23 protein-coding genes are annotated in these 20,116 nt (G+C 58.2%); all 23 read left to right on the forward strand.

Annotated elements, in window-relative coordinates:
* Positions 1-2,885: hypothetical protein (locus tag VMU57_RS10015; RefSeq protein WP_325382968.1), on the forward strand; the 2,885-nt coding region annotated here is incomplete at its 5' end.
* A complete protein-coding gene (locus VMU57_RS10020; RefSeq protein WP_325382970.1) occupies positions 2,882-3,721 on the forward strand; it encodes a hypothetical protein in 840 nt (279 codons plus the stop codon). The genes VMU57_RS10015 and VMU57_RS10020, both read left to right, overlap by 4 nt.
* The gene (locus tag VMU57_RS10025) at positions 3,705-4,133 is read left to right on the forward strand and encodes a DUF1257 domain-containing protein (RefSeq protein ID WP_325382972.1); all 429 of its coding nucleotides are present in this window, start codon (positions 3,705-3,707) and stop codon (positions 4,131-4,133) included. Before VMU57_RS10020 ends, VMU57_RS10025 begins: the two co-directional genes overlap by 17 nt.
* 271 nt (positions 4,134-4,404) lie before the next feature.
* Positions 4,405-4,842: a DUF1257 domain-containing protein gene (locus VMU57_RS10030; protein ID WP_325382974.1), complete on the forward strand. Its 438-nt coding sequence runs from the start codon at positions 4,405-4,407 to the stop codon at positions 4,840-4,842.
* Between the two features lie 36 nt (positions 4,843-4,878).
* A complete protein-coding gene (locus tag VMU57_RS10035) occupies positions 4,879-5,076 on the forward strand; it encodes a DUF2997 domain-containing protein (protein ID WP_325382976.1) in 198 nt (65 codons plus the stop codon).
* 188 nt (positions 5,077-5,264) lie between these two features.
* Positions 5,265-5,897, forward strand: coding sequence for a 4Fe-4S single cluster domain-containing protein (locus VMU57_RS10040; protein WP_325382978.1), 633 nt, complete (start codon positions 5,265-5,267; stop codon positions 5,895-5,897).
* A complete protein-coding gene (locus VMU57_RS10045) occupies positions 5,894-6,175 on the forward strand; it encodes a hypothetical protein (protein WP_325382980.1) in 282 nt (93 codons plus the stop codon). The genes VMU57_RS10040 and VMU57_RS10045 overlap by 4 nt, the downstream gene beginning before the upstream one ends.
* Positions 6,176-6,439: 264 nt before the next feature.
* Positions 6,440-6,736 (forward strand): hypothetical protein, encoded by a 297-nt coding sequence (locus tag VMU57_RS10050; RefSeq protein ID WP_325382982.1) that lies wholly within the window; start codon positions 6,440-6,442, stop codon positions 6,734-6,736.
* A 14-nt stretch (positions 6,737-6,750) separates the two neighbouring features.
* Positions 6,751-8,850: an ATP-binding protein gene (locus VMU57_RS10055; RefSeq protein WP_325382984.1), complete on the forward strand. Its 2,100-nt coding sequence runs from the start codon at positions 6,751-6,753 to the stop codon at positions 8,848-8,850.
* Between the two features lie 211 nt (positions 8,851-9,061).
* Positions 9,062-9,577 carry a hypothetical protein gene (locus VMU57_RS10060; protein ID WP_325382986.1) on the forward strand — a complete coding sequence of 172 codons (516 nt, stop codon included), beginning with the start codon at positions 9,062-9,064 and terminating at the stop codon, positions 9,575-9,577.
* Between the two features lie 174 nt (positions 9,578-9,751).
* A complete protein-coding gene (locus VMU57_RS10065; protein WP_325382988.1) occupies positions 9,752-9,979 on the forward strand; it encodes a hypothetical protein in 228 nt (75 codons plus the stop codon).
* Positions 9,980-9,983: 4 nt separating this feature from the next.
* On the forward strand, positions 9,984-10,232 hold the full coding sequence (locus tag VMU57_RS10070) for a hypothetical protein (protein ID WP_325382990.1): 249 nt from the start codon (positions 9,984-9,986) through the stop codon (positions 10,230-10,232).
* 99 nt (positions 10,233-10,331) lie between these two features.
* A complete protein-coding gene (locus tag VMU57_RS10075; RefSeq protein ID WP_325382992.1) occupies positions 10,332-10,493 on the forward strand; it encodes a hypothetical protein in 162 nt (53 codons plus the stop codon).
* A 677-nt stretch (positions 10,494-11,170) separates the two neighbouring features.
* Complete coding sequence (locus VMU57_RS10080; RefSeq protein ID WP_325382994.1) at positions 11,171-11,602, forward strand: hypothetical protein; 432 nt, start codon at positions 11,171-11,173, stop codon at positions 11,600-11,602.
* A 632-nt stretch (positions 11,603-12,234) separates the two neighbouring features.
* Entirely contained in the window at positions 12,235-12,492 is a 258-nt protein-coding gene (locus VMU57_RS23020; RefSeq protein WP_414648626.1) for an AbrB/MazE/SpoVT family DNA-binding domain-containing protein, read from the forward strand.
* Entirely contained in the window at positions 12,489-12,884 is a 396-nt protein-coding gene (locus VMU57_RS10085; RefSeq protein WP_325382996.1) for a type II toxin-antitoxin system VapC family toxin, read from the forward strand. The genes VMU57_RS23020 and VMU57_RS10085 overlap by 4 nt, the downstream gene beginning before the upstream one ends.
* Positions 12,885-13,430: 546 nt before the next feature.
* Positions 13,431-16,304, forward strand: coding sequence for a vitamin B12-dependent ribonucleotide reductase (locus tag VMU57_RS10090; RefSeq protein ID WP_325382998.1), 2,874 nt, complete (start codon positions 13,431-13,433; stop codon positions 16,302-16,304).
* A 48-nt stretch (positions 16,305-16,352) separates the two neighbouring features.
* On the forward strand, positions 16,353-16,628 hold the full coding sequence (locus VMU57_RS10095; RefSeq protein WP_325382999.1) for a hypothetical protein: 276 nt from the start codon (positions 16,353-16,355) through the stop codon (positions 16,626-16,628).
* A gap of 68 nt (positions 16,629-16,696) precedes the next feature.
* Positions 16,697-16,900 (forward strand): hypothetical protein, encoded by a 204-nt coding sequence (locus tag VMU57_RS10100; protein ID WP_325383001.1) that lies wholly within the window; start codon positions 16,697-16,699, stop codon positions 16,898-16,900.
* A 449-nt stretch (positions 16,901-17,349) separates the two neighbouring features.
* Positions 17,350-17,871: a hypothetical protein gene (locus VMU57_RS10105; protein ID WP_325383003.1), complete on the forward strand. Its 522-nt coding sequence runs from the start codon at positions 17,350-17,352 to the stop codon at positions 17,869-17,871.
* A gap of 304 nt (positions 17,872-18,175) precedes the next feature.
* On the forward strand, positions 18,176-18,475 hold the full coding sequence (locus tag VMU57_RS10110) for a hypothetical protein (protein ID WP_325383005.1): 300 nt from the start codon (positions 18,176-18,178) through the stop codon (positions 18,473-18,475).
* 307 nt (positions 18,476-18,782) lie between these two features.
* The gene (locus VMU57_RS10115; protein WP_325383007.1) at positions 18,783-19,049 is read left to right on the forward strand and encodes a hypothetical protein; all 267 of its coding nucleotides are present in this window, start codon (positions 18,783-18,785) and stop codon (positions 19,047-19,049) included.
* A 59-nt stretch (positions 19,050-19,108) separates the two neighbouring features.
* Positions 19,109-20,116, forward strand: a 1,008-nt coding sequence (locus VMU57_RS10120; protein WP_325383009.1) for an ATP-binding protein, incomplete at its 3' end; no start/stop codon positions are given.

Below are 20,116 nucleotides of genomic sequence, written 5' to 3' on the forward strand. Positions count from 1 at the left end.
CCGCATACATGGCTCGAGTTCAGGGAATGGTGATGAGCGTACCCGAAGCGGAATCGGACACGACAGGTCCTGAGCCGGAAGCCGCGATCGAAGCGCCGGCGCCAGAGGTTCTCAGTCCGGAGATGTTTTCGCCCGGCCCTCAAGTGATCGAGGCGGACCCCATGGCGACAACGAACTCCATTGCCGACGAAGCCGTCGACACGTCGTCCTCGTCAGTCACGTTCCACAAACATGGGAAACTTCTCCTCGTAAAAGCCAATGATGTCCACGCGGCGGATGTGTGGCGGGAGATCGATTCGCGGCTCCAGAACGAACGCATGGCCAATCTCCAGTATTTTGACTCCGAAGAACAAGCGCAGGCCGTGCCTTCGCGGAAAGAACTTCACGAGTTGTGGCGCTGGGTCGAGTGCGGCCTCGAGGAACATCCTTACTTCAAGATCCTCTCAACCTATGGAATTTATGCAAACCTCTCGCCTTCCCTTGCCGGATACATGAGGAAGGAGAAGCGGCGGGTTGAACTGCGCATCGTTCCGTATCCGTGCTACGAGTCCTCTCCCGATGACATCACGGAGTGCATCATCAGCGGCATGATCCTGAGATGCAAGGCGGACGTGCCCGACGAGCCTTTCAAGGCAGGCAAGCGTTACCTGGTGAAGGAATTGGACGAGTCCGGTGGAGTCGAGGTCTATGTGGAACCGCTCCATGCCCGCGCCCTCCTTATCGAGGATGACAACACGGCAACACTCTCGAAAGCCGACATCCAGCATTCCTTCGAGGACTCCGACAAATTCGTGGTAACGGAAAACATTCGAGACCGTTATCCCGAACTGGTCGCGAGGATGGATGCCCAATTGGCGGAGCTACCGGTCGGTCAGGGCGGCCGGCTGTTCGAGCACAGCCATCAGGACGTCGTTTGCGAGGTCCTCAAAGGCGATTTCCTTTGCTCCAAAGATATGCGCATGGGCAAGTCCAGGGAGGCGATTGCCGCCTGCGAGCTATTCAAAAGTAAGAAGATCTCCTGGATCGGACCTTCGACGGCGAATATCGACATTCCGGCCGAGTTCCGTGCCGCGGGCGTCGAGGACTTCACCGAGATTGAAACGATTGCCGACCTTAACGCACCGACCAAATACCACATCATGACGTTCGACTTCCTCAAGAAGGCGAACGATCCCCTGCGCAAAGTGCGCCGCGGCAACAAATCCAAGACCTGGCTGCGGAGCATGGGAGATGGCAAACCGATCTGCGATTGCCCTCACTGTTCTCAGCCGCTGGAGCGTCCGGTTTACGTCAAGTCGACGGCCGGCCGGATCCTGCGCACCACCTGGACCCTCTATAACGGATATCTCTGCCGCAATCCCTGCTGCGTCTGGACAGAGATCGCCAAACCGCGAAAGTCCAGCCGCAGGTCGGGGAAGCAGAAGATTGCGCCCACCCCATGGCATCGTGCCGGCGAGCCAGCTGCAGTCACCCACCAGGGTGGGTACGTAGACTGGCAACGCAAGCGGCACGCCGAGTGCGGCGATCACGTTGGGAGAAAACGCATCTGCCCGAAGTGCGGACAGGTGGATGCGGTCTGGCAACCGCCCATCTACAAGCGGATCAAGAAGAACTATGCGACCGTGGTCATCGACGAGATCCAGATGACGATGGATGACGGTTCGCAGACCTCCACCGCGGCGCTCGACATGCGTGGCAGACACCACATCGGCAACAGCGGCACGCCGATGTCGAAGCACCTGGTCGATATGTTTCCCCAACTGATGTGGATCTTCAAGACAAGAAGCAAGTACTTCCCCTTCGATCGCGTGACCGGCAAGGCAGAATACCGGGAGCGCTTCTGCGAGAGCATTCGCATCCAGCGTGAAGGCACGGACCGGTCCCACTACAAGACCCTGCCGTACGCTCGCGATCCAGTGGACTTCTGGAACTTCTCGGCGTCGCTGCTGGTGCGCCGCACGCGCATGGACAAGGTCTATCTGGCCTCCCTCGAGAAACTGGGGATGAAGCTTCCCTCGGAGCAGACCTTCGTGATGCCGGTGCGCATGGTTCCTCCCCAAGCGTTGCTTCTGTCGTCCTCGATCAGCAAGTTCCAGCAGGACTTTGCCGAGTACTGCGAAAAGCTGGAGGAGGAGGGCCACGCTTTGAACTCGCACATCGTGATGACCATGATGTCGAGGATGAAGATCGCCGCTACCGTACCCGGCTTCCTCAACAGGCCGGGCAAACCCACCGTCTATATTGGCGGCCAATTCGATCCCTACGGCATCGGGGGAAAAGGCATCGCTCTTTCCACCCTGGTGCCGGCAAAGATCATGGAGGGCAAGAAGGTCGTCATCATGAGCCAGTACGTGATGATGCGCGAGAAGCTGGCCGAAAAGTTCGCTCACCTGCGGCCGGTCTTGCTGCCCTCCGGCACCGTCGCTCAGAAGCGGAAGATCCTCGATGAGTTCCGCCGCAGTCCGGATCGCGCCCTTTCTATTGTGGGGCCGAAACAGGTCTGTCTCGGAGTCGAGCTGAATTGTGCCGATGTCCTGATCAATGTCGACCTCATGTGGGAAGCCGCGGCGCAAAAACAGGCGCTCGCTCGACTCATGGGCGCAACTGCCTATGACCGCATGGTCGAGAACTACATCCTGAACAGCGAGCATTCTCTGGACGAACACGTCTACAACGTCTTCTACGGGAAGATCGCGGGTATGGAGCAGGCGCTCGACAAGCGCGTGATCACGCGGTCGGCGCAGTCGGTCAACTGGGTCGCTTTCGCAGATTCCCTGATAGCGCAACAGGCGGCGCTCGAAAGTTACTTCAGAGACTCGACCGATGAGGATGCAGGCATCTCCATGCCGAAGGTCGATGACGACTTCATAATGAGGTGCGCATGATCCACTTCCGAACATCTGTCGATGGAACCCTGAGCCGAGTCACCTTCTCCCCGCGTCCCGGCACCAGCCGGGGCGCGAAGGAGATTCACCGACAGCTGGTGTATGGCTACCACTGCCCCTTCTGTCGCAACGCGGTGCTGTTCGCCTTTCTGACGCCGGAGAAGATCCCGCTCCGCAAATATGAGGAGTCGTGGGTCGTCAACGGCGCCCAGCATATCCGCAAAGTAATTCCGGGCGACAGTTCCGATCACGAGACGGCCTATCACACCGACTGGACCGCTGTTCCGGGCCGCACCATGGGCCTCCAACGCGTGCGCATGAAGAACCACATCCTCTCCGAGGAGCTGATTGGAAAGAAGGAGGCGGCGCATCAGCCGGGCACCCGCTGCTGCCCCTATGTGGGTGTCTTCTCTTCGCGCCGGGACTTGCTTATCAAGGACACCATCCTGATGGGAGGATTTCCAGCGCGGGAGTTGGCCTCCTACAACCTCCCCTCCTGGGAGGAGTTCGAGCAGATCATTCAGGGGGACATCCGCCACTTCTTTCACCATGGAATCGGGCCCAATCCCCTCATCATGGTCCGCTCCGATTGGATCCAGGACCAGAAGGGTATTCCCCACTGGCGCGAGGCCCTCCTGCCATTCAAGAAGCCCAAGCCAGTTGCCGAGCCGGTCGAGGACGAGTCGGGCGAAGAGGTCGAAGAGCCAGAAGGCTCGGATGACGCGTCCGCTGAGGGCCAGGATCCACGACAGTCTCAAGAGCCAGTGGATGGGCCCTCAGAGTACGAGGAAGACGAAGAAGGAGAAGGCGAGGAAAACGATGAGCAAGATTCTTGAACAAGACACTGAGTTCACCGACATCGACGTGATCCGGGAGGCGCTCGAGCAGCAGGGTTTCTCTCCGGTATTCAAGCAGGGTTACGCTGCTCGCACAATGAATGGATTCGCAGGAGCGACATTCCGGGCGAACCTGGGCGTGACCAAGAGCAACTTCACTGCCGTCACCGGACTCCACACCTACGGAGATCTCGGTTTTGCCGTCAAGGCCGATGGCACGATTGGATTCATCGCAGACGATTACCTGATCGCGAGCGACGAGTTCGAGACCGTCTACGACGGTATCAAGACCGCGTATGCGGAGAAGAAGTATGTTCGCGAGTTGTACGAATGCGGCTTTGCTCCGCAACCGCGCAACTTGACCAGCACGGGCGAGGTGGAGTTGCTCTTCACACGCGTGGACGGACTGTAAAGCTGCCAACATTCATCTGGAACGGCGAGAAGACCGAGCGGGGCCGCGTCACGGGCGGAACTCGACTCTGCGCCATGGAAGGCTGTGGCGGGCTGAGTATCCGGGTGCTCTGGAGTGACGGGCGCTGGATCTGGCCCTGCAGCAAAGCCGTGAGAGTGCTGAGCGAGTCGGAGTGGCAGATCCTCCAGCGATCGAGCCACGGACCTTCAGTGTTCCCTGGCGACCGAAAAGGCTATCGCGGGATCTATCCAGGACCTTATCAAGGAGCCTTATGTCGAAATACTTACAGTTCGATGAGCTTGAGATCACCGACCAGCAGTTGCTTGTCACCGCGCTCGAGGAGGATATGACCTTCCGGGGCGCTGGCAGGAGCGCGGTGGTGGAGAGCTTTGCGAGTCCTCAACATCTGTTCGGGTTTGGCGGCGACCAGCGTCCGGAGACTGCTGAGGTCATCGTGCGCAGGCAGTTTGTCGGCAGTGCCGCCAACGATCTCGGATTCAAGCGGCAGGAGAGCGGGAACTTCCGTCCCATCATCTCGGCCTACGATTCCAGGTTCTACAACGCAGCCTGGCTCGATGAGCTGTCGCAGAGATACGGGGAGCGGCGCTTCATCCAGGAAATGCACGAGAGCGGCTACATGCTTTCCAACAAGTCCGCGATCGCTGACGGGTCCACGGAGATGTCGTTTGTAGCGATGGGTGCGATCTGAGGCAACAGAGATCGAAGACAGGAGTGACCGAAGACCATGCAGGAAACAACAGTAAAAATCACCATCGACAAGAAGGGCCGCGCCAAAGTGGAGATGATCGGATTTCACGGCGTCGGTTGCGGAGAACTTGCGGACAAGCTGAAGTCGATCGGACGAGTAACGTCCGAGACCAACAAACCCGAGTTCTATGAAACAGACGAGAACACCAACTCTCTGGATAACTTTGCCGGCTAGTCCGGCGGAACCCACGGAGCGCAAGGTATAAGGCCTGGCGCTCCGTGTGCATACCGTCGAGCACCGCTGTCAAGGATCCCTCTCCGATCCTCCACGAGTCGTTCGATCCCAGAACGTTTCAACCCCTCTGACAGAGGTTCCATACCGATTCCCGGGACTAGGAAGGCCCCGGCGGGAGGAGATTCCCCATGATTGTTCATAACCGGCTCATCAGTTCCGTGAATGGCCCAGGAAGACGGGCGGTCGTCTGGCTACAGGGCTGTACTCTCGGATGCCGTGGCTGTTGGAATGCGCACACTCATAGCTTCGACCGTGCCGACAACGAGACCCCACCCTCGCTGGCAACCTGGATTCTCGCTCAGAGCGAGATCGAGGGCGTTACTTTCTCGGGTGGTGAACCGATGCAGCAGGCGGCGGATCTGTATCGCGTGATCTCCGAGGTCAAAGGGCGCGAGCCTCGGCTCTCGATCGGGATGTTTACCGGATACAACCTCGCCGAGTTGGATGAGGGCCGGTTCAAGTTTCGTCAAGCAACCCTCGATAACGGCGGCCAGCACTCCGCCGCCTGGATCAATGACCCAGCCGAGACCTCGCGGTCCTGGGGTCGTATCCGGGCCCTGCTCGACTTTGCCGTTGCCGGCCGCTTTCAGCAATCGAAGCTTGATACCACGACACCGATGCGCAGCTCGCGCAATCAGCAGCTTCATCTATTCAGCGATCGTTATGTCGAGAGCGACTTTCCCAAGCAGTCGGTCGAGATACGGATCCGGCCCGGAGGCCTGACCACCATCACGGGATTCCCCATTGGAGTCAAGTTATGAACCTGTACATCGTGACGCACACGCACGCGTATGGCAGCACATCCTATCTCGTTTCGTCAGACGCCTTCCCGACAGCGAAACAGATTGCGCGTGAGCTCGCCATCAACTTCGAGCCCGGCAAATCGGAGACCCTCGAAATCGACTCGCTATCCGAAGAAGATTACAGGCACCCCAAGCACCTGAATCGGCTCGAAGGCGATGACGAGGAGTTTGACGAGTTTCGAGACGACGAGTCTGACGATATCCCAACCACGACTCCTCCGGAAGGCGGCGAATAGTCCGGCACTCGATTCGATTGTCAAGCAGGAGTTCCCGGCGCTCCCGCGTATCGGCCTGCACTCGGTGGGGTATGCCACGGCTGTGATCGACTGCCTGACCCGCTTTCTCGAATCAAGGAGCAACCGCTCTCCAAACAGTCCCGACCCCGATGAGTCGCTGACGTTCTGAGCGCTCATGCACGAATTCGTGGCCTCTGACGCGTCCTTCGTCGTGAAGTGTGCAGTCGGAGAAGTGTAGGAGCACAAGCAGGAGTTGAAATCACTATGTGCAAACGGTATTGGAAGACTACGGCCACGACGACCATCTTGACGGAAGGCGACGCACCTCCGGCCTATGAAGATATGGATGGTGGCCTCGACCAAGTCGCCTACGACATCACCAATGGTGACGCCAGTGGCGTAACGAAGTATCTGCACGAGGAAGTCACCGAAGAGCAGATGAGACTACTGCTGCTTGAGCAGGGGACGGCTCCCAGCTTCCTTCTGGAAAGTGACGCTGACGAAGTCAGTGACGACGAGTACACGAACGAAGGCCCAAACCAGAACCAGGACCAGAACTAGAACAAGGAATAGACATGACCACATCTCAGACACAATCGCCGGCAATGCCCGCCTTGCCGGAACTCAACCCGGACATGCTGGCGAGCGCTTTGAAGAAACCCAAGCACCCCGCCGCCGCCACGCAGACCGCGATTCAGTGGCCTTCGTTTCTCAGCAAGGCGAATCAGGAGTACAAAGCCGGGAATGCGCACGTGTTCGTTCTTCACGGCAATGTGAATGACTACCAGGACAACCAGGGTCTCCTGGCGAGCCTCCGCAAGTTGATGATGGCTTCCTACGACGACAGCTACACCGCGGAGTTGAGCAAGAAGGAAGGCCTGCTCGTCAATGTTCACGATGCGAACCAGCGCGGCACGCAGAAGGCCGAGAAGAGCGATACAGTCAAGCGGATCTGTGCTGTCTTCGTGGCCAATGAAGGGCTTAGGTTCGCCAGCGTCGAGTCATTCAAAGTCTTCTCCGAGATCATGACGAAGGAGTATGAGGCGGAGATGAAGGCAAACAAAGTTCCGGCGGACTTCCTCACCCCATCCAAGTTCGAGGGAACGATGTTCACGCTGGGCAAGTGGTTCGAGGCGACCAAGAGACGCATCGAGTTCAACCGCATTGCCCGTATCCAGGGAACCACTCCCGCAGTAGATGCGCAGTTGACGATGCTTTTCTTCGATTGCGATGTCTTCTTTCCCGCGGGAAATATCAGTTCGTTGAACAGCGACCGGCTGCCCATTACGTACATGCGAAACTGGGCGCTGGACAAGGAGATCGGCAACCGGAACCGGTTGTTCCTGATCACTCGACACCTGACGCAGATCCATGAGTCTCTCCGCGGAGGCTTCAGCGGCGTGTCGACCATCCTCATTCCGAAGCCGTCGTTTGATGACCGTCAGGAATTTTCGGAGAACTTTTGCCGAAACCTCGCGAACCGGTGCGCGAGGATGAAGCTTGCCGGAGACCCCCTGAAGATCAATGGAAAAGAGATCTCGGGAGTCGAGTTTGCGGAGGCATTCGATCACCGCGGTGTCGCCATCCAGTCCTCCGGCATGTCCCGCAATCAGATGGAGAAGGCATTCAACGAGGCGCTCAACAAGGGCATTCCGATCGACGACCGCCAGATCCGGACCGTCAAACAGAAGTGCATGGAAGAAGAGTTCGATGGCATCCTCGAATTCGTGCACCCGTCGCACGGCTTCGCGCAGGTTGGCGGACACGACGAACTGAAGGCGTACATCCTGGAGAACATTGCCCTGCCTCTGAAGGAGGGAGACAGCCGCACCTGCTCGCCCGGCGTACTGATGACCGGGCCGGGAGGAACGGGCAAGACCTTCATCGCGATGGCCTCCGCGGCGGAGGCATGTGTCAATTTCGTCGAGCTGAAGCTCTCGAAGCTGCTCAATAAGCACGTCGGCGGTACCGAAGAGCTGACGCAGAAGATGCTTGAGGCGATCTGGGCTGCGGCGCCGTGCATCGCATTCATCGACGAGATCGAGTCCGCCCTCGGCGGCGGGCGCGTGACTCTGGGCGACTCGAATACCAGCGGCCGGATGTTCAATGCCATCATGACCTTCCTGAGCGACGAGAGCCGTCTGGGGAAGATCGTAGTGATGGCCGCCACCAACCGTCCGGACATGCTTGACCCGGCGCTCATCCGCGCCGGCCGGTTCGGTGCGATCCTGCCAGTACTTCCTCCGCCACGCGACGGCGATGCCTCCGTCAAAGGACGGTTGAGCATACTGAACGCGCTCGCGTCCAAACACAGCATCAAGTTCGCCCAGGATCTGCACGGAACGATGCTCGATCCACAGGTCGGTCTCGGCAGGCTGCTGCGCGACGAGGGGCAGATCTGGACAGGAGCTGAGATCGAGATTGTCTTGAAGGACGCCATCGGCCTTGCTATCCGGGCGAAACGCGACAAGACGGTCATCACGCTCGCCGATTGGGAGACGGCCATGGACTCGATCATCCCCAACACGGGAGATATCGAACGCATGACCGATCTGGCGCTGCTGTTCGCGAACAACGTCCGGTACTGCCCCGAGGTGTGGCGTACGCGGATGAAGGACAAACCCGCATTGCTGCATGTCCTCAAAGGCGGCTCCGACTACAGGGCGGCCGCCTGACAGAACGGAGCGCCAGACGCAGGTCTTCTGGCGTTCCTTTTCGTTTGCGATGATTGAGCGACGACGACAGGTCTCGGAACGAACAAGGGGATCCCCTCGATCGACATCGTCATTGGTGGGTGGGTCGCTCCCCATGAGGCTGTGCGATCAGCGCCACCGATGATCTATCCCGTCTTCGATATCAGAAAGTTCATCAGGAAGGAAGTTAAGTATGAATCTCACGGTATGGACCGTTACCAGCGACACCGACAACGGGGTCGAGACGACGGCGCATGGAGCGGAACGCGAAGCATACGAAGAGCTCAAGAAGCGCTACTGCAATACCGCCGCCGAGGTCGCGAGCTTCGACCGGCACATTGCGGATGGGACATTCGCTGAACTCATGGACTGGGTCTCTCAGGCGTCCGACGCAACCGGCGATCACTTCTCGGTTCGATCGCACACCATTGACGCGGCCGAGCCATCGGTGGACCCGGTACTCGACGAGGCATATCGGGAAGCAGCCATCAGCGAGTACGCCGACGAGGGACGGATTGAGATCGACAGCAACGCAGTCGTAAGTCACGGCGATGATAACGGTGCCTATGTCGCTGCCTGGGTCTGGGTGGACCGCGACGATGTGCCGCTCTGCGCGTGTGGAGCGCGCAACGATGACGGCGAGGGATTCGACGGTATGTGTGGAGTCTGCGCGGACAAGGCGGAAGCCGCGGAAGCCCTTAAGGATTAGGCCCGGCAGTCCCACGCGCATCCTGCATCGCGATGCGCTTTTGTCACGTTTTCATCTCCGGCTCCGGTTGCAGCAGGTCATCCACTCGTTGCCAGGGATGAATGCACCTGCCGCCGACCTTGCCTCCTCCGCTCTTACTTCAAGGAGCAATCCCTACCCGATTCGGAGGAATCGATGACAGACGAGAAACCATTCAAAGTACGCATCCGATGGGGATCCGGCAGCTACGGAGATTCGCAGGAACCCTGCGAGTATGAGTTCGCCACCCTTGAGGAACTCAATGCCTTCCTGCTGGGCGTGGACGAAGCAAGCGGTTGGCTGGACTCCACCCAGATCGATCCAAATCCTGATGGCAGCTGGCCCGAAGAGTCGGATGACGAACCTGTCGAACTGGAGGAGTAATGCCTTGGGAACCAAGAAAATTTCGCAATCACTATCGCTGCCCCCCCACGATGGCAGCGGGTGGGTGGACGCCTGGTCGTGCATGTGTAACGATCGGTGCCCGGTATGCAACGCCGAAATTGAACCCTACGCATCGGAGGATCTCTGCCTGAAGTGTGGCGCGGTTGTCGACGATGCGGAAGACGGCAAGTGCCTGGACTGCGGCGAGCCCATCCAAGACTTCGATCAGTTACAGGCGAAGATCGCCGGCTGAGCCTCCTGCCCTGGCGAAAAGACGTTTCATCGACATAAGCAGCGACCTCAGAACCGCAACCGGGCGCATAAAAGTTCAAGACCTTCAGGAGTACCCCCAATGAAATGGATCATCCTGGCACGATACGGTCAGGCCGTGTCTCATCTCGCTTACGAGTTCGAGACTCGATCCGAAGCACAAGTCTTTTTCGATTACGCCACCGAGAACTCAACCGCGAAGATGCGCATGTTTGAAGCAACCCTCGTGGCAGAACGAAATTGAGCCTTCCAGTACCGGCGATAAGAGTGTGCGGTTTTCGCGCGGGAGGCAGGCATTCGCCTGCACACTCGAATCCGCCGCGCATTGGGTGCACCTCGCAGCGCAGCTCTGGAATCGTGAGGGATTATGCCGCAATTTCACGTTGTTGTCAGTTCAGTCGCCGACGTCAGGGCTGAGTTCGATATAAGCGCCGCTTCTCTGGAAGAGGCCGAAGAAAAAGCCCTTGAATCTGCGAGATCAGGGAATGCGCTCTGGAGATACGACGGACTTTCGGAGGATGCCCCGATCGAAGTAGAGGAATGAGCCTCTAAACCAGCCACTACGGATGCGACAGGAGAGATGGCGCAACATATTCCAGCCTGAACGAAGGCACTGTGTATCCAGTTGGACGCATCGGCGGCCAACTGCATGCACCTGCGGCTGCTCATCAGCCAGCATCTTCCCCAGTGAGCTTGGCGTCCTTGGGACGGCGGGGCTTCCCAACCCCGCAGAAAAGCTGGCAACGCTAGTATACGCCTCCCTCAGCAGCTCGTTGCGATGTCGGGGTTGAGGCCTTTGCACGATTGGCACGGCGCGCCGGTCTTTACGACCTCTTCTTGGATTGGGCAAGGAGATGCAGCCAGTCTTTACATCCAACCATTCCCCATTCCTGTCTTAACCTTTCAGCAATTGCGAAGCCTATGACAATCATATCGATCCATAAAGACCTGGAACTCTACTTCCTTGGACGCAATGGCTACGGCCATATGTGCGGAGCGACCATCTTTCCATTTCGAGGTGCTCTTCAGATTGAGCCCATCACCTCAAGAGGAGTTACCGGCCGCTGCGGCATGCAGATCCCTATCCACCAGGTGGCAGAGTTTGTCGAAGCGCTGCGAGCGGCCGCTCGTGAACTGCAGCCCTCTCAGTCAGAGTCGCTTTCTCCATCCGTAAATGAATTGATCGCACAGTTCGGCGCCTGGGGCGAACATCCAAGTTATGAACGTGCCGGCTGGCAATATGAGGTCGCCAATGGGGACACGCAGAGTGGGTACTGGGATTATGTGGTCGCGAAACTCGGCGAGGAGCAGGCCGATAGCGAGAACTCACCAGATTCAAACCCATCCAATTAGATCTGGCGCTGGTTGAGACACACTCTCCAGCTAGCGGGATAACCCTTCGGGATTGCGACCTCCTCCGGGTATGGGGGTTGAATCCATATTCCACATTCAGGATCGGAAGATTGCCGTGCCGGGAAGGCAGCCTGGAACCTACACCACTGGTTCGAGCGCCAGTGTCACTGCTCAGTGTAGCGCGCACCATGGTGCAGCGCGGGCACGGCAAAAGTTTCATAGAAAATGCAATTCGAGAGATTGGCGATTCGTTATGTAGGCTTCAAAGCCCTTATGAAGTACAAACGCGAGGTTGACGTCCAGCGTCAGGCGGCGCTTGATGAGTTGACGGCCTATGACCAGGAAGCAGGGATCGGACCGCATTTGCGGCATTTTGCGATGCCACCGAGAGCTTAAGCTCATCGAGCAGGCCGAGCGTAAACACCCGACGCGCAGCGTGCAGGATATTCCATATCTGAAAACCAACCCGAGTGCCGATCCAGGTTAAAACATCCAGGATACTCCCGGAATTGAGGCGCCAGTGTCGAACTCCGCGCTTACGGCCTGGAGCGCGAAGCGCAAACGGCATCGAGCATCGTTGACCCGCGGACTGGGAGCTGGTATTACATTTCATAGAATGTAAAGGATAACCCATGGAATCCGCACTCAGCATAAAAGGGCAAGCGACGATCCCGAAGGCAATTCGGGATCACCTTCACCTGGAGCCAGGCGACCGGATCAAGTTCTTTGTACATCCCGATGGCACGGTTGTCATCCTCCCGAAGCTTCCGGCCTCGGCTTTGAAGGGCATCGTATCGTCACGCAGACGGCGGCCAGCTTCTATAAGTGACATGGAAGTGGCCGCACGAGAAGGCGCTGTTGGCGAAAAGCAGCGCGCAAGGCGCCGATGATCGGACTCGATACGAATATCGTCGTCCGGTACTTTGCGCAGGACGACCCGATCGAATCGCGGAAGGCTACGGAGATCATCGAGCGTCGGCTTACAGAGGATCACCCTGGCTTCATCAGTCTTGTGACCATGGTCGAAACCGTGTGGGTTCTGGATCGCATCTATGGCCTTTCGGATAAGGAAATTGCCAGCGCGGTTGAGCGGATGCTCCAGGCCGACTCATTCTTCATTCAAAATGAGCAGGAAGTTTTCACAGCAATGGTGGCTCTCAGGAGCGGACAAGGTTCGTTCGCCGATGCACTCATTGGAGCGCTTGGGGCGTGGGCTGGCTGTGCTTCTACTCTCACATTTGACAGGAGAGCCGCACGGCTGAAAGGTTTTGACCTTCCTTAATCTCTTTCCGCCGGTACTCCGGGCTTGAACGATCCGACGGCCCCCTCCCTAAAGTCTGGTAACCAGCATGAGCGCCTGGCCATTCGGCGAGCCCAGCTTATCGTCTTTCCCCAAACATCACCTCTAACGCGCGGGAGCGATCACCGCATCTTGAGCACGGTTGAGATAGTCCGGCCAACGAGCCATCTCGCCCAGCGTCCCCCGCTGGAACCTGCTCACCGACGACCCGTTCGAGCCAGAGGCCGCTATCAACGGATGGCAGGCGCAGAATGCGCGGCTCCGTTCAACCATTATTTTCAAAGAGTTATAGCTAAACAACGATCGCCGAAACCTGCCCGGCAAAGGTCCGCCCCATCAGGAAGGCCCTCCATTTGACCGAGATCCGGAACCGGGTTAAAACCCAAGGCAGATGTTCTGGATGCTGAGGGAGCCGGCGTTCAGTGATACGAAGCCCCATCCGGAGTCCGGACCTTCTCTGGCGACGGTCTTTCTGCGGTGGAGAACGATTTGTATTTGCCACCCAACCTTCAGGAAAGGAAGCCACCAATGACCAAACCATCTGTGACCAGGAGTGGGCTGGCATTTCGCTTCGTCCTGGCCCGCAACGACGTCCATCCCTTCGACGAAGTGACCTGGGAGTTGCGTGACGCTGTGATTCAGGACTCCAAGGGCAACACCGTGTTTGCACAATCGAACGTTCGCGTGCCCGAAGCGTGGTCCCAAACGGCAACGAACATCGTCGCTTCCAAGTACCTCCACGGCGTTTTAGGCACCGATAAACGTGAGACCGGAGTCGACGTCTTGATCCAACGCGTTGTCTCCACCATCGTGGCGTGGGGTGCCGAAGACGGATACTTCCACTCACCAGAGGACGCGGATGTCTTTGAGCGTGAACTCTCGGCACTGCTGGTGGGCCAGTATGCGGCATTCAACTCCCCGGTCTGGTTCAATGTCGGCTGCGACCGGCTTGGGCCGGAAAACCGCTCGAAGAGCTGGCACTGGGACCGGGAGCAGTTCCGAGTCGTGCAAGGTGCCGCTGGCTACAGAAAGCCACAGTGCTCCGCTTGTTTCATCAACTCGGTCGAAGACTCGATGGAGTCGATTCTCGATCTGGCCAGGACAGAGGGCATGCTGTTCAAGTGGGGATCGGGAACGGGCACCAATTTCTCGCCGATCCGAGGCAGCTTGGAATCTCTTTCGGGCGGCGGCACGGCATCTGGCCCCCTGAGCTTCATGCGTGGCTACGATGCCTTCGCCGGCGTCATCAAATCGGGCGGGAAGACACGGCGCGCAGCCAAGATGGCGATTCTGGATGTGGACCATCCCGATATCGAAGCATTCATCGCCTGCAAGAGCAAGGAGGAACACAAGGCACAAGCTCTGATCGCAGCCGGATATGACGGCGAAGGTCCGGACTCGGAAGCCTACGCGTCGGTCTTCTACCAGAATGCCAACAACTCGGTTCGCGTCACCGATGAATTCATGCGGCTCGCGGAGCGTGGGGAAGGCCAATCCTGGCCTCTCTTCGCAAGGAGCACGGGCGCGGTTGTCCAAGAAGTCGACCCCGCACGCATCCTGCGGCAGATCGCAGAGGAGACCTGGCGCTGCGGCGATCCCGGCATGCAGTTCGATACCGCCATCAATTCGTGGCATACCTGCCCCAGAAGTGGTCGTATCCGGGCCTCGAATCCTTGCTCGGAGTACATGTTTCTTGATGACTCGGCCTGCAATCTTGCCTCGCTGAACCTGGTGAAGTTCCTGCGGGATGGCGCGTTCGACACCGAGCGCTTCGTTCATGCCGTCCGCGTGCTGATCGTCGCTCAGGACATTCTGGTCGACCACGCTGGCTATCCCACGGCTTTGATCGCAGGCAACTCGCACAGCTACCGTCCCCTTGGGCTGGGCTATGCCAACCTCGGGGCCCTGCTGATGGGGTTGGGACTTCCCTACGATTCAGAACAAGGTCGTGCGATCGCCGCCGCCATCACCTCGCTGATGGGCGGCGCTGCCTATCGAGCCTCGGCGGAGATGGCCGCTTCGATGGAGGATCTCGACAGAAACAACGTGTGCGCGAGTCAGAAACAGCCCAACCCCGGAGCATTTCCAGGGTATAACCGCAATTTCAAGGACTTCCTCGCTGTGATCGAGCGCCACCGCGCGGCTGCACGGGCGCTCTATGACGCCAACCCCTTGCTGCCTTCCGAACTGCGGCAAGCGGCACTGGATGTGTGGTGCGAAGTGGAGTTTCTTGGAAGGCAGGCAGGATTCCGCAATGCCCAGGTCACCGTATTGGCGCCGACCGGCACCATCGGCTTCATGATGGACTGCGACACCGCCGGCATCGAACCCATGCTGGGCGTTGTGGTCTTCAAGAAGATGGTTGGCGGCGGCTATCTTACGCTCGTCAATCAGACTGTTGACTCCGCTCTTCGGCGTCTTCAGTATGATGCTGCGACGATCGATAAGATCAAGCAATTTGTCCTTGCCCACAGCACAATTGAAGGTGCGCCTGGTCTCAGGGAAGAGCACCTCTCTATCTTCGATTGCGCTTTTCGACCTGCAAAAGGCGCCCGATCGATTCACTGGCGCGGTCATATTCAGATGATGGCTGCCGTCCAGCCGTTCCTGTCCGGCGCAATCTCGAAGACCGTCAATCTGCCGCAAGAGGCAACGGTCGCCGACATCGAAAATACCTACTTCGAGGTATGGCGGCTGGGATTGAAGGCCGTCGCAATTTATCGCGATGGCTCGAAGTCTTCTCAGCCGGTCAGTACCAGCACGGTATCGGCAGCGGCAGCGCAGCAAGAGGCGATTCCCGATCTCTCGGGTCCCCCGCACACCATGCGGCATCGGCTGCCCGCAGAACGGCCGGCGATCACTCACCGCTATTCGATCGCCGGACACGAGGGATACATCACGGTCGGGCTCTATCCCAACGGCCAGCCGGGAGAGTTGTTTCTGCGGATGGCAAAAGAGGGGTCGACAATCGCAGGATTGATGGAGTGCTTTGGTACGGCCGTGTCGGTCGGCCTACAGCACGGGGTGCCTCTCAAGGTGCTATGCGAGAAGTTTGCGCACACGCGCTTCGAGCCATCCGGTTGGACCGGCAGTGAAGAGATGGGCTACGCGAAATCCATCATGGATTACATCTTCCGGTGGATCGACGCGCGCTTCCTCTCCGGTGGTGCGCAGTTGCCACTCTTTCGAGCCTATAACGGTGGAGCGGAGGGCACTGAGGATCGGCCAAATCCGACTCCTCCCACCACTCCTGCCAGTAATGCGCTCACTGTGTCGGAGGCTCTCCGATCGACCTACGAAATGGGAGACGCCCCAGCATGCCCCAGTTGCGGCGCCATCATGGAACGCAATGGCAGCTGCTACAGATGCCAGGAATGCGGCGGAACCAGCGGCTGTTCCTGATCGGTGATCTCAATACCAAAGTCACCGCACTCTTCCACGGAGAAAACAATGAGCCAATACATTCTGGAACCGCTGCAATCGCACCATGAGGTCATGATTGGCTGGGACCCTCCCCTCTCTAACTTCTTTCTCCAGGTCCACGACCGTGACGTGGCCGAGGATGAGGGAGATCCCGTCATTGTCTGGTTGGGCGCGGACCGCCCGGCCACGGAACTCGATGTCGATCGTGTCTTGAAGGAAGCTGCCAAATGGGCGGTCATCCCGGAAGACCTGCGCGAGGAGTTGCTCAGGGACAAGCGGGTCGAAGGTCGGCATATATGGTGATCGATCCTCGTGAGCCCGTCCGCTCTTTGCGGACATGAGCGCGTTGGCGGAGATTGAGGTGAGGGAATTTGAGCAGGGAATACAGGAAAATCACTCTGGCGTTGGTGGTGAAGGCAAGTGCGACGCAGCAGGTGAGAAGCGAGCTGGAAGAAGCATCTGACCTTATCGCGGCGGACAATGTCGTATACGAATCCTTCATCAAAGACAGGCACTCAAGAAAGCCGGCGAACGCCGCGGCATACGAGATGGATGAAGAGGAAGAGGACAACTAAGGCCTCTTCCCTCCTTCCGAACAACCCCGGCGCATGGCGGCGATCCAATGGGAGAATCTCAATACCCAGACAGTGGAAAAAACACATTTGTGTGCTGCCGCCCTCGCGCCCCAAGGGATTATTCGGAATGCCTCTCCACCCCGTTGTGCATTGCACCTCTCAGAGCCCCCTGCTCCGGGTAGAGTAGCAAACCCGCGAAAGAGGCCACTCTGTCCACAGTTCTCCTTCCCGTTTCTGGGCTGATGTCAAAGCCCAGTTCTCGTTATCTTTCACTTCTCTCTGGGGATGGATACAGCGAAGCCCTTCGATGGATATTGGGCCCGGCCGCATTTGTAAACGCAGCACGGCAATGAATCGGCGAGTCGCTCAACTCCGTCCGAGTCCTGTTCAGGGACAGGCGACCGGAGGAAACGAATCCTCTCTTCCCGACCATACAGAAAGGGACACACATGACACAGCGCGAGAGTTCAAGCGTGGCATTCCAGCTGTGCGCGCACGTCTGGAGAAGCAATCAAGGGGCCACGCGGTTCGCCTGGCTACGTCTCAATCAGTCGATGCGTGAAGCAGTTTACCTCGCGGTCAACAGCGGCATGCACTTCGCCAAGGATGATTTCGAGCGCTTCATCTCGGAATTTCGCGGTGGTTATTGGATCGGCGCCAACCACGAAGAGATGTACGCGGCGGCGGTCAAGGTCGGAAACATATCAGCCTGCCACGCTTACGAGCATTGGCAACAGCGCAAGCCTTTCATCTTCGTCGGCAGCCGGATGTTCGTCGGCCGGGACTTCCATTGGGAAGGTCGTCGCGTGCACTGCACCAGCATCTCGCCGGATGCATTCATTGCCGTCGCGCCGAAGGGCTGGGAAGACGGGGCTGCTGATCGGTTCAACAACAAGCCGGACAAGAGGTTCCGCATAACGCGAGACCAGATTAAGGAAACCAGGAACGCAGCCTTGAAGGACGCGGCCTGAGACAGAAAATGATGGCAAACAAGAAACCATGCGATCGATGCGTAGCTCTCATTATCAACGGGTCTATTGCGCGAGATCGGATGTCCGAATGCAAAGAAGCCCAAGCTTCGGGAATTCGTAGGCACCGGTCCTTTCCGTCCGGGAAGAAGCCGGTAACAACCTACGGCAACGCGGATAGGTAGCCAACTGAAGATCGTAAGGACGCAACCACGGCAGGACCAGTTCACCTGCGTACTACCGAGAGCGACGGTGCTGACGGCAGTGCGTTTGCGAGGAACCGCCCGCTCCAATCCCAGAGGATCGTATGACAAAGCGCAAGCTCAAAAGCTTCAAGTTCGACGTCGGAAATTCGAGTCAAGGCGCGCTCGGCATGGTAATGCGTGTTTGGGCGCACACCAGGCAGGAAGCAGTCGAGAAGGCCAACAAGTTTCTTGGAGAGAACGAATGGATCGAGGTTGCCAGAAGCAACCATCAAACTGGCATCGAGTACTGCACAGTCTACTTCGGAGCCAATCTGAAGGTCAGGAATATAGCTGGCGGCGAAGAGATCGAAGATGTCGATCCTGGGGTTGCCGCTTCCATTGAACAGTTATCCGAGGGATAGACGCTATCCCCCCTTCCCCGCCGTCATCTTCGCATGAAGCGGCTCCGGCCTCAGAACTCATTCCAGGCTAACGTGAGTTCGAAAGACATGAGCTTGGTTATCGGTGGCTGGTAGAAGCAGGTACTGGTTGCACCACCCGGCAGCAAACTGGGCCGAGCGGCATGGCGCGCCCGGCGGGTTCTGTTTACACAGCAATCCTGAACCGCAAACACTTCTCGAAAACCACAGCGGCTTGCGATTTCGTTTTCACGCAAGACCTCCCGAACACATGTTGACATTCCACCGAACTTCATTCCATGGAGGTACGATGCCAGAGATGAAACCGCTCGCTCTCGTTGAGCTGTTGAACATGGCCAACAGGGGCTATCCGGACGAATTTCTCTCCGAATACTACGACATGAATACCGGCGAACGCAGACAGGGCGATGGAGACACGCTGGCCAGGTTCATTGTGACTGAGTTGAGAGATACCTTCGACGCCCATGCGTCGCGCGCCGAGCAAATCGAAGAAGCCCATCGGGTGCTGAACAACGCGATCCGAGATCTCGAAAACGTGGTCCGGGCTCTCAAATAGCAGTTCTGCCTTCACGCACAACCGCAACACCATCGAACAGTCCCTCCCGAGGTACGTCTATGTCTACGATTCAGGCCGCGGTCAGCTCGAAGATTCTCTCCAAGGTTGACCGTCTCTTCTCTAATAAACTCTCCGACATCTTCATCGAATTGCTGCAGAACGCTCGCCGGGCCGGCGCCACTTTGGTCGATATCGCCACGGAGGAGATCGAACAGGGCACGCGCATCACCTTTTCTGACGACGGCGAAGGAGTTGCCGACTTCTCCGTCCTGCTCCACCTCGGAGACTCGGATTGGGACCCGTCCACCTCTGACAAGGAAGATCCGGCGGGTATGGGATTCTTTTCGCTGCTCCATAGCGGCGTGATCGTCACAAGCCGGGGAAAACAGGCTGTCATCAGGAAAGCCGGCTTTCTTGGTCAGGAACCCGTCGAAGTGGTCGAGGCGGATGGGCCGGACAAAGGGACCGTACTCGTCTTCGTTCGCGCTGAAAAGGCTTCGGGAGTGCGCGAAACACTCCTGGAAGCCGCTCGCTATGGGAACCTCGAAGTCAAGCTCGACGGAGTCCGCGTGCCTCGGGAGGACTTCCTTAAGGACGCTCTTCTGGTCAAGCAAGTCTCCGGCGTGCGTATCGGGGTCTACTCCCATTACGCCCGTGCCGCCTGGAACTTTCACGGGCGCGTGCTAGAGGGAGTCCGCAATCTGCCGCATCTGTCACAGGTGACCATCGATCCCGATGGAGGACGCGGTGATTTGTACGTGCGTGTCGATGTCCAGGAAGCGCGATACATTCACCTGAAGCTGCCCGACCGGACCGATATCGTCGAGGACGAGAATCACACTGCCCTCTGCAGGGAAGCCCGGATCGCCATGTACGAATACCTCGCCTCTCTTCCCGAGCACGCCGCTTACTACTCTCATTTCCTCGAAGCTCGTGAGCTGGGGGTCTTTCTCAAGGAGGCCTCTCCCTGGTTTCGGACTTTCTACGAGGATCCGTCCTGGGAAGGAGACGATGAGGATTTCTTCACGGGGCAACGCGCAGTCCTGGTAAACGCCAGTGACCACGCC

It is taken from the genome of Edaphobacter sp. (assembly GCF_035532915.1).
In the GTDB taxonomy this organism is placed as follows: domain Bacteria; phylum Acidobacteriota; class Terriglobia; order Terriglobales; family Acidobacteriaceae; genus Edaphobacter.

What these genes read in the sequence shown, in the direction of transcription:
- VMU57_RS10045 (WP_325382980.1), top strand. Translation starts at nt 5,894, where the DNA reads ATGAACCTGTACATCGTGACGCACACGCACGCGTATGGCAGCACATCC.
- VMU57_RS10040 (WP_325382978.1), top strand. Translation starts at nt 5,265, where the DNA reads ATGATTGTTCATAACCGGCTCATCAGTTCCGTGAATGGCCCAGGAAGA.
- VMU57_RS10035 (WP_325382976.1), top strand. Translation starts at nt 4,879, where the DNA reads ATGCAGGAAACAACAGTAAAAATCACCATCGACAAGAAGGGCCGCGCC.
- VMU57_RS10095 (WP_325382999.1), top strand. Translation starts at nt 16,353, where the DNA reads ATGAGCCAATACATTCTGGAACCGCTGCAATCGCACCATGAGGTCATG.
- VMU57_RS10080 (WP_325382994.1), top strand. Translation starts at nt 11,171, where the DNA reads ATGACAATCATATCGATCCATAAAGACCTGGAACTCTACTTCCTTGGA.
- VMU57_RS10110 (WP_325383005.1), top strand. Translation starts at nt 18,176, where the DNA reads ATGACAAAGCGCAAGCTCAAAAGCTTCAAGTTCGACGTCGGAAATTCG.
- VMU57_RS10115 (WP_325383007.1), top strand. Translation starts at nt 18,783, where the DNA reads ATGCCAGAGATGAAACCGCTCGCTCTCGTTGAGCTGTTGAACATGGCC.
- VMU57_RS10105 (WP_325383003.1), top strand. Translation starts at nt 17,350, where the DNA reads ATGACACAGCGCGAGAGTTCAAGCGTGGCATTCCAGCTGTGCGCGCAC.
- VMU57_RS23020 (WP_414648626.1), top strand. Translation starts at nt 12,235, where the DNA reads ATGGAATCCGCACTCAGCATAAAAGGGCAAGCGACGATCCCGAAGGCA.
- VMU57_RS10030 (WP_325382974.1), top strand. Translation starts at nt 4,405, where the DNA reads ATGTCGAAATACTTACAGTTCGATGAGCTTGAGATCACCGACCAGCAG.
- VMU57_RS10075 (WP_325382992.1), top strand. Translation starts at nt 10,332, where the DNA reads ATGAAATGGATCATCCTGGCACGATACGGTCAGGCCGTGTCTCATCTC.
- VMU57_RS10065 (WP_325382988.1), top strand. Translation starts at nt 9,752, where the DNA reads ATGACAGACGAGAAACCATTCAAAGTACGCATCCGATGGGGATCCGGC.
- VMU57_RS10050 (WP_325382982.1), top strand. Translation starts at nt 6,440, where the DNA reads ATGTGCAAACGGTATTGGAAGACTACGGCCACGACGACCATCTTGACG.
- VMU57_RS10025 (WP_325382972.1), top strand. Translation starts at nt 3,705, where the DNA reads ATGAGCAAGATTCTTGAACAAGACACTGAGTTCACCGACATCGACGTG.
- VMU57_RS10055 (WP_325382984.1), top strand. Translation starts at nt 6,751, where the DNA reads ATGACCACATCTCAGACACAATCGCCGGCAATGCCCGCCTTGCCGGAA.
- VMU57_RS10085 (WP_325382996.1), top strand. Translation starts at nt 12,489, where the DNA reads ATGATCGGACTCGATACGAATATCGTCGTCCGGTACTTTGCGCAGGAC.
- VMU57_RS10090 (WP_325382998.1), top strand. Translation starts at nt 13,431, where the DNA reads ATGACCAAACCATCTGTGACCAGGAGTGGGCTGGCATTTCGCTTCGTC.
- VMU57_RS10020 (WP_325382970.1), top strand. Translation starts at nt 2,882, where the DNA reads ATGATCCACTTCCGAACATCTGTCGATGGAACCCTGAGCCGAGTCACC.
- VMU57_RS10060 (WP_325382986.1), top strand. Translation starts at nt 9,062, where the DNA reads ATGAATCTCACGGTATGGACCGTTACCAGCGACACCGACAACGGGGTC.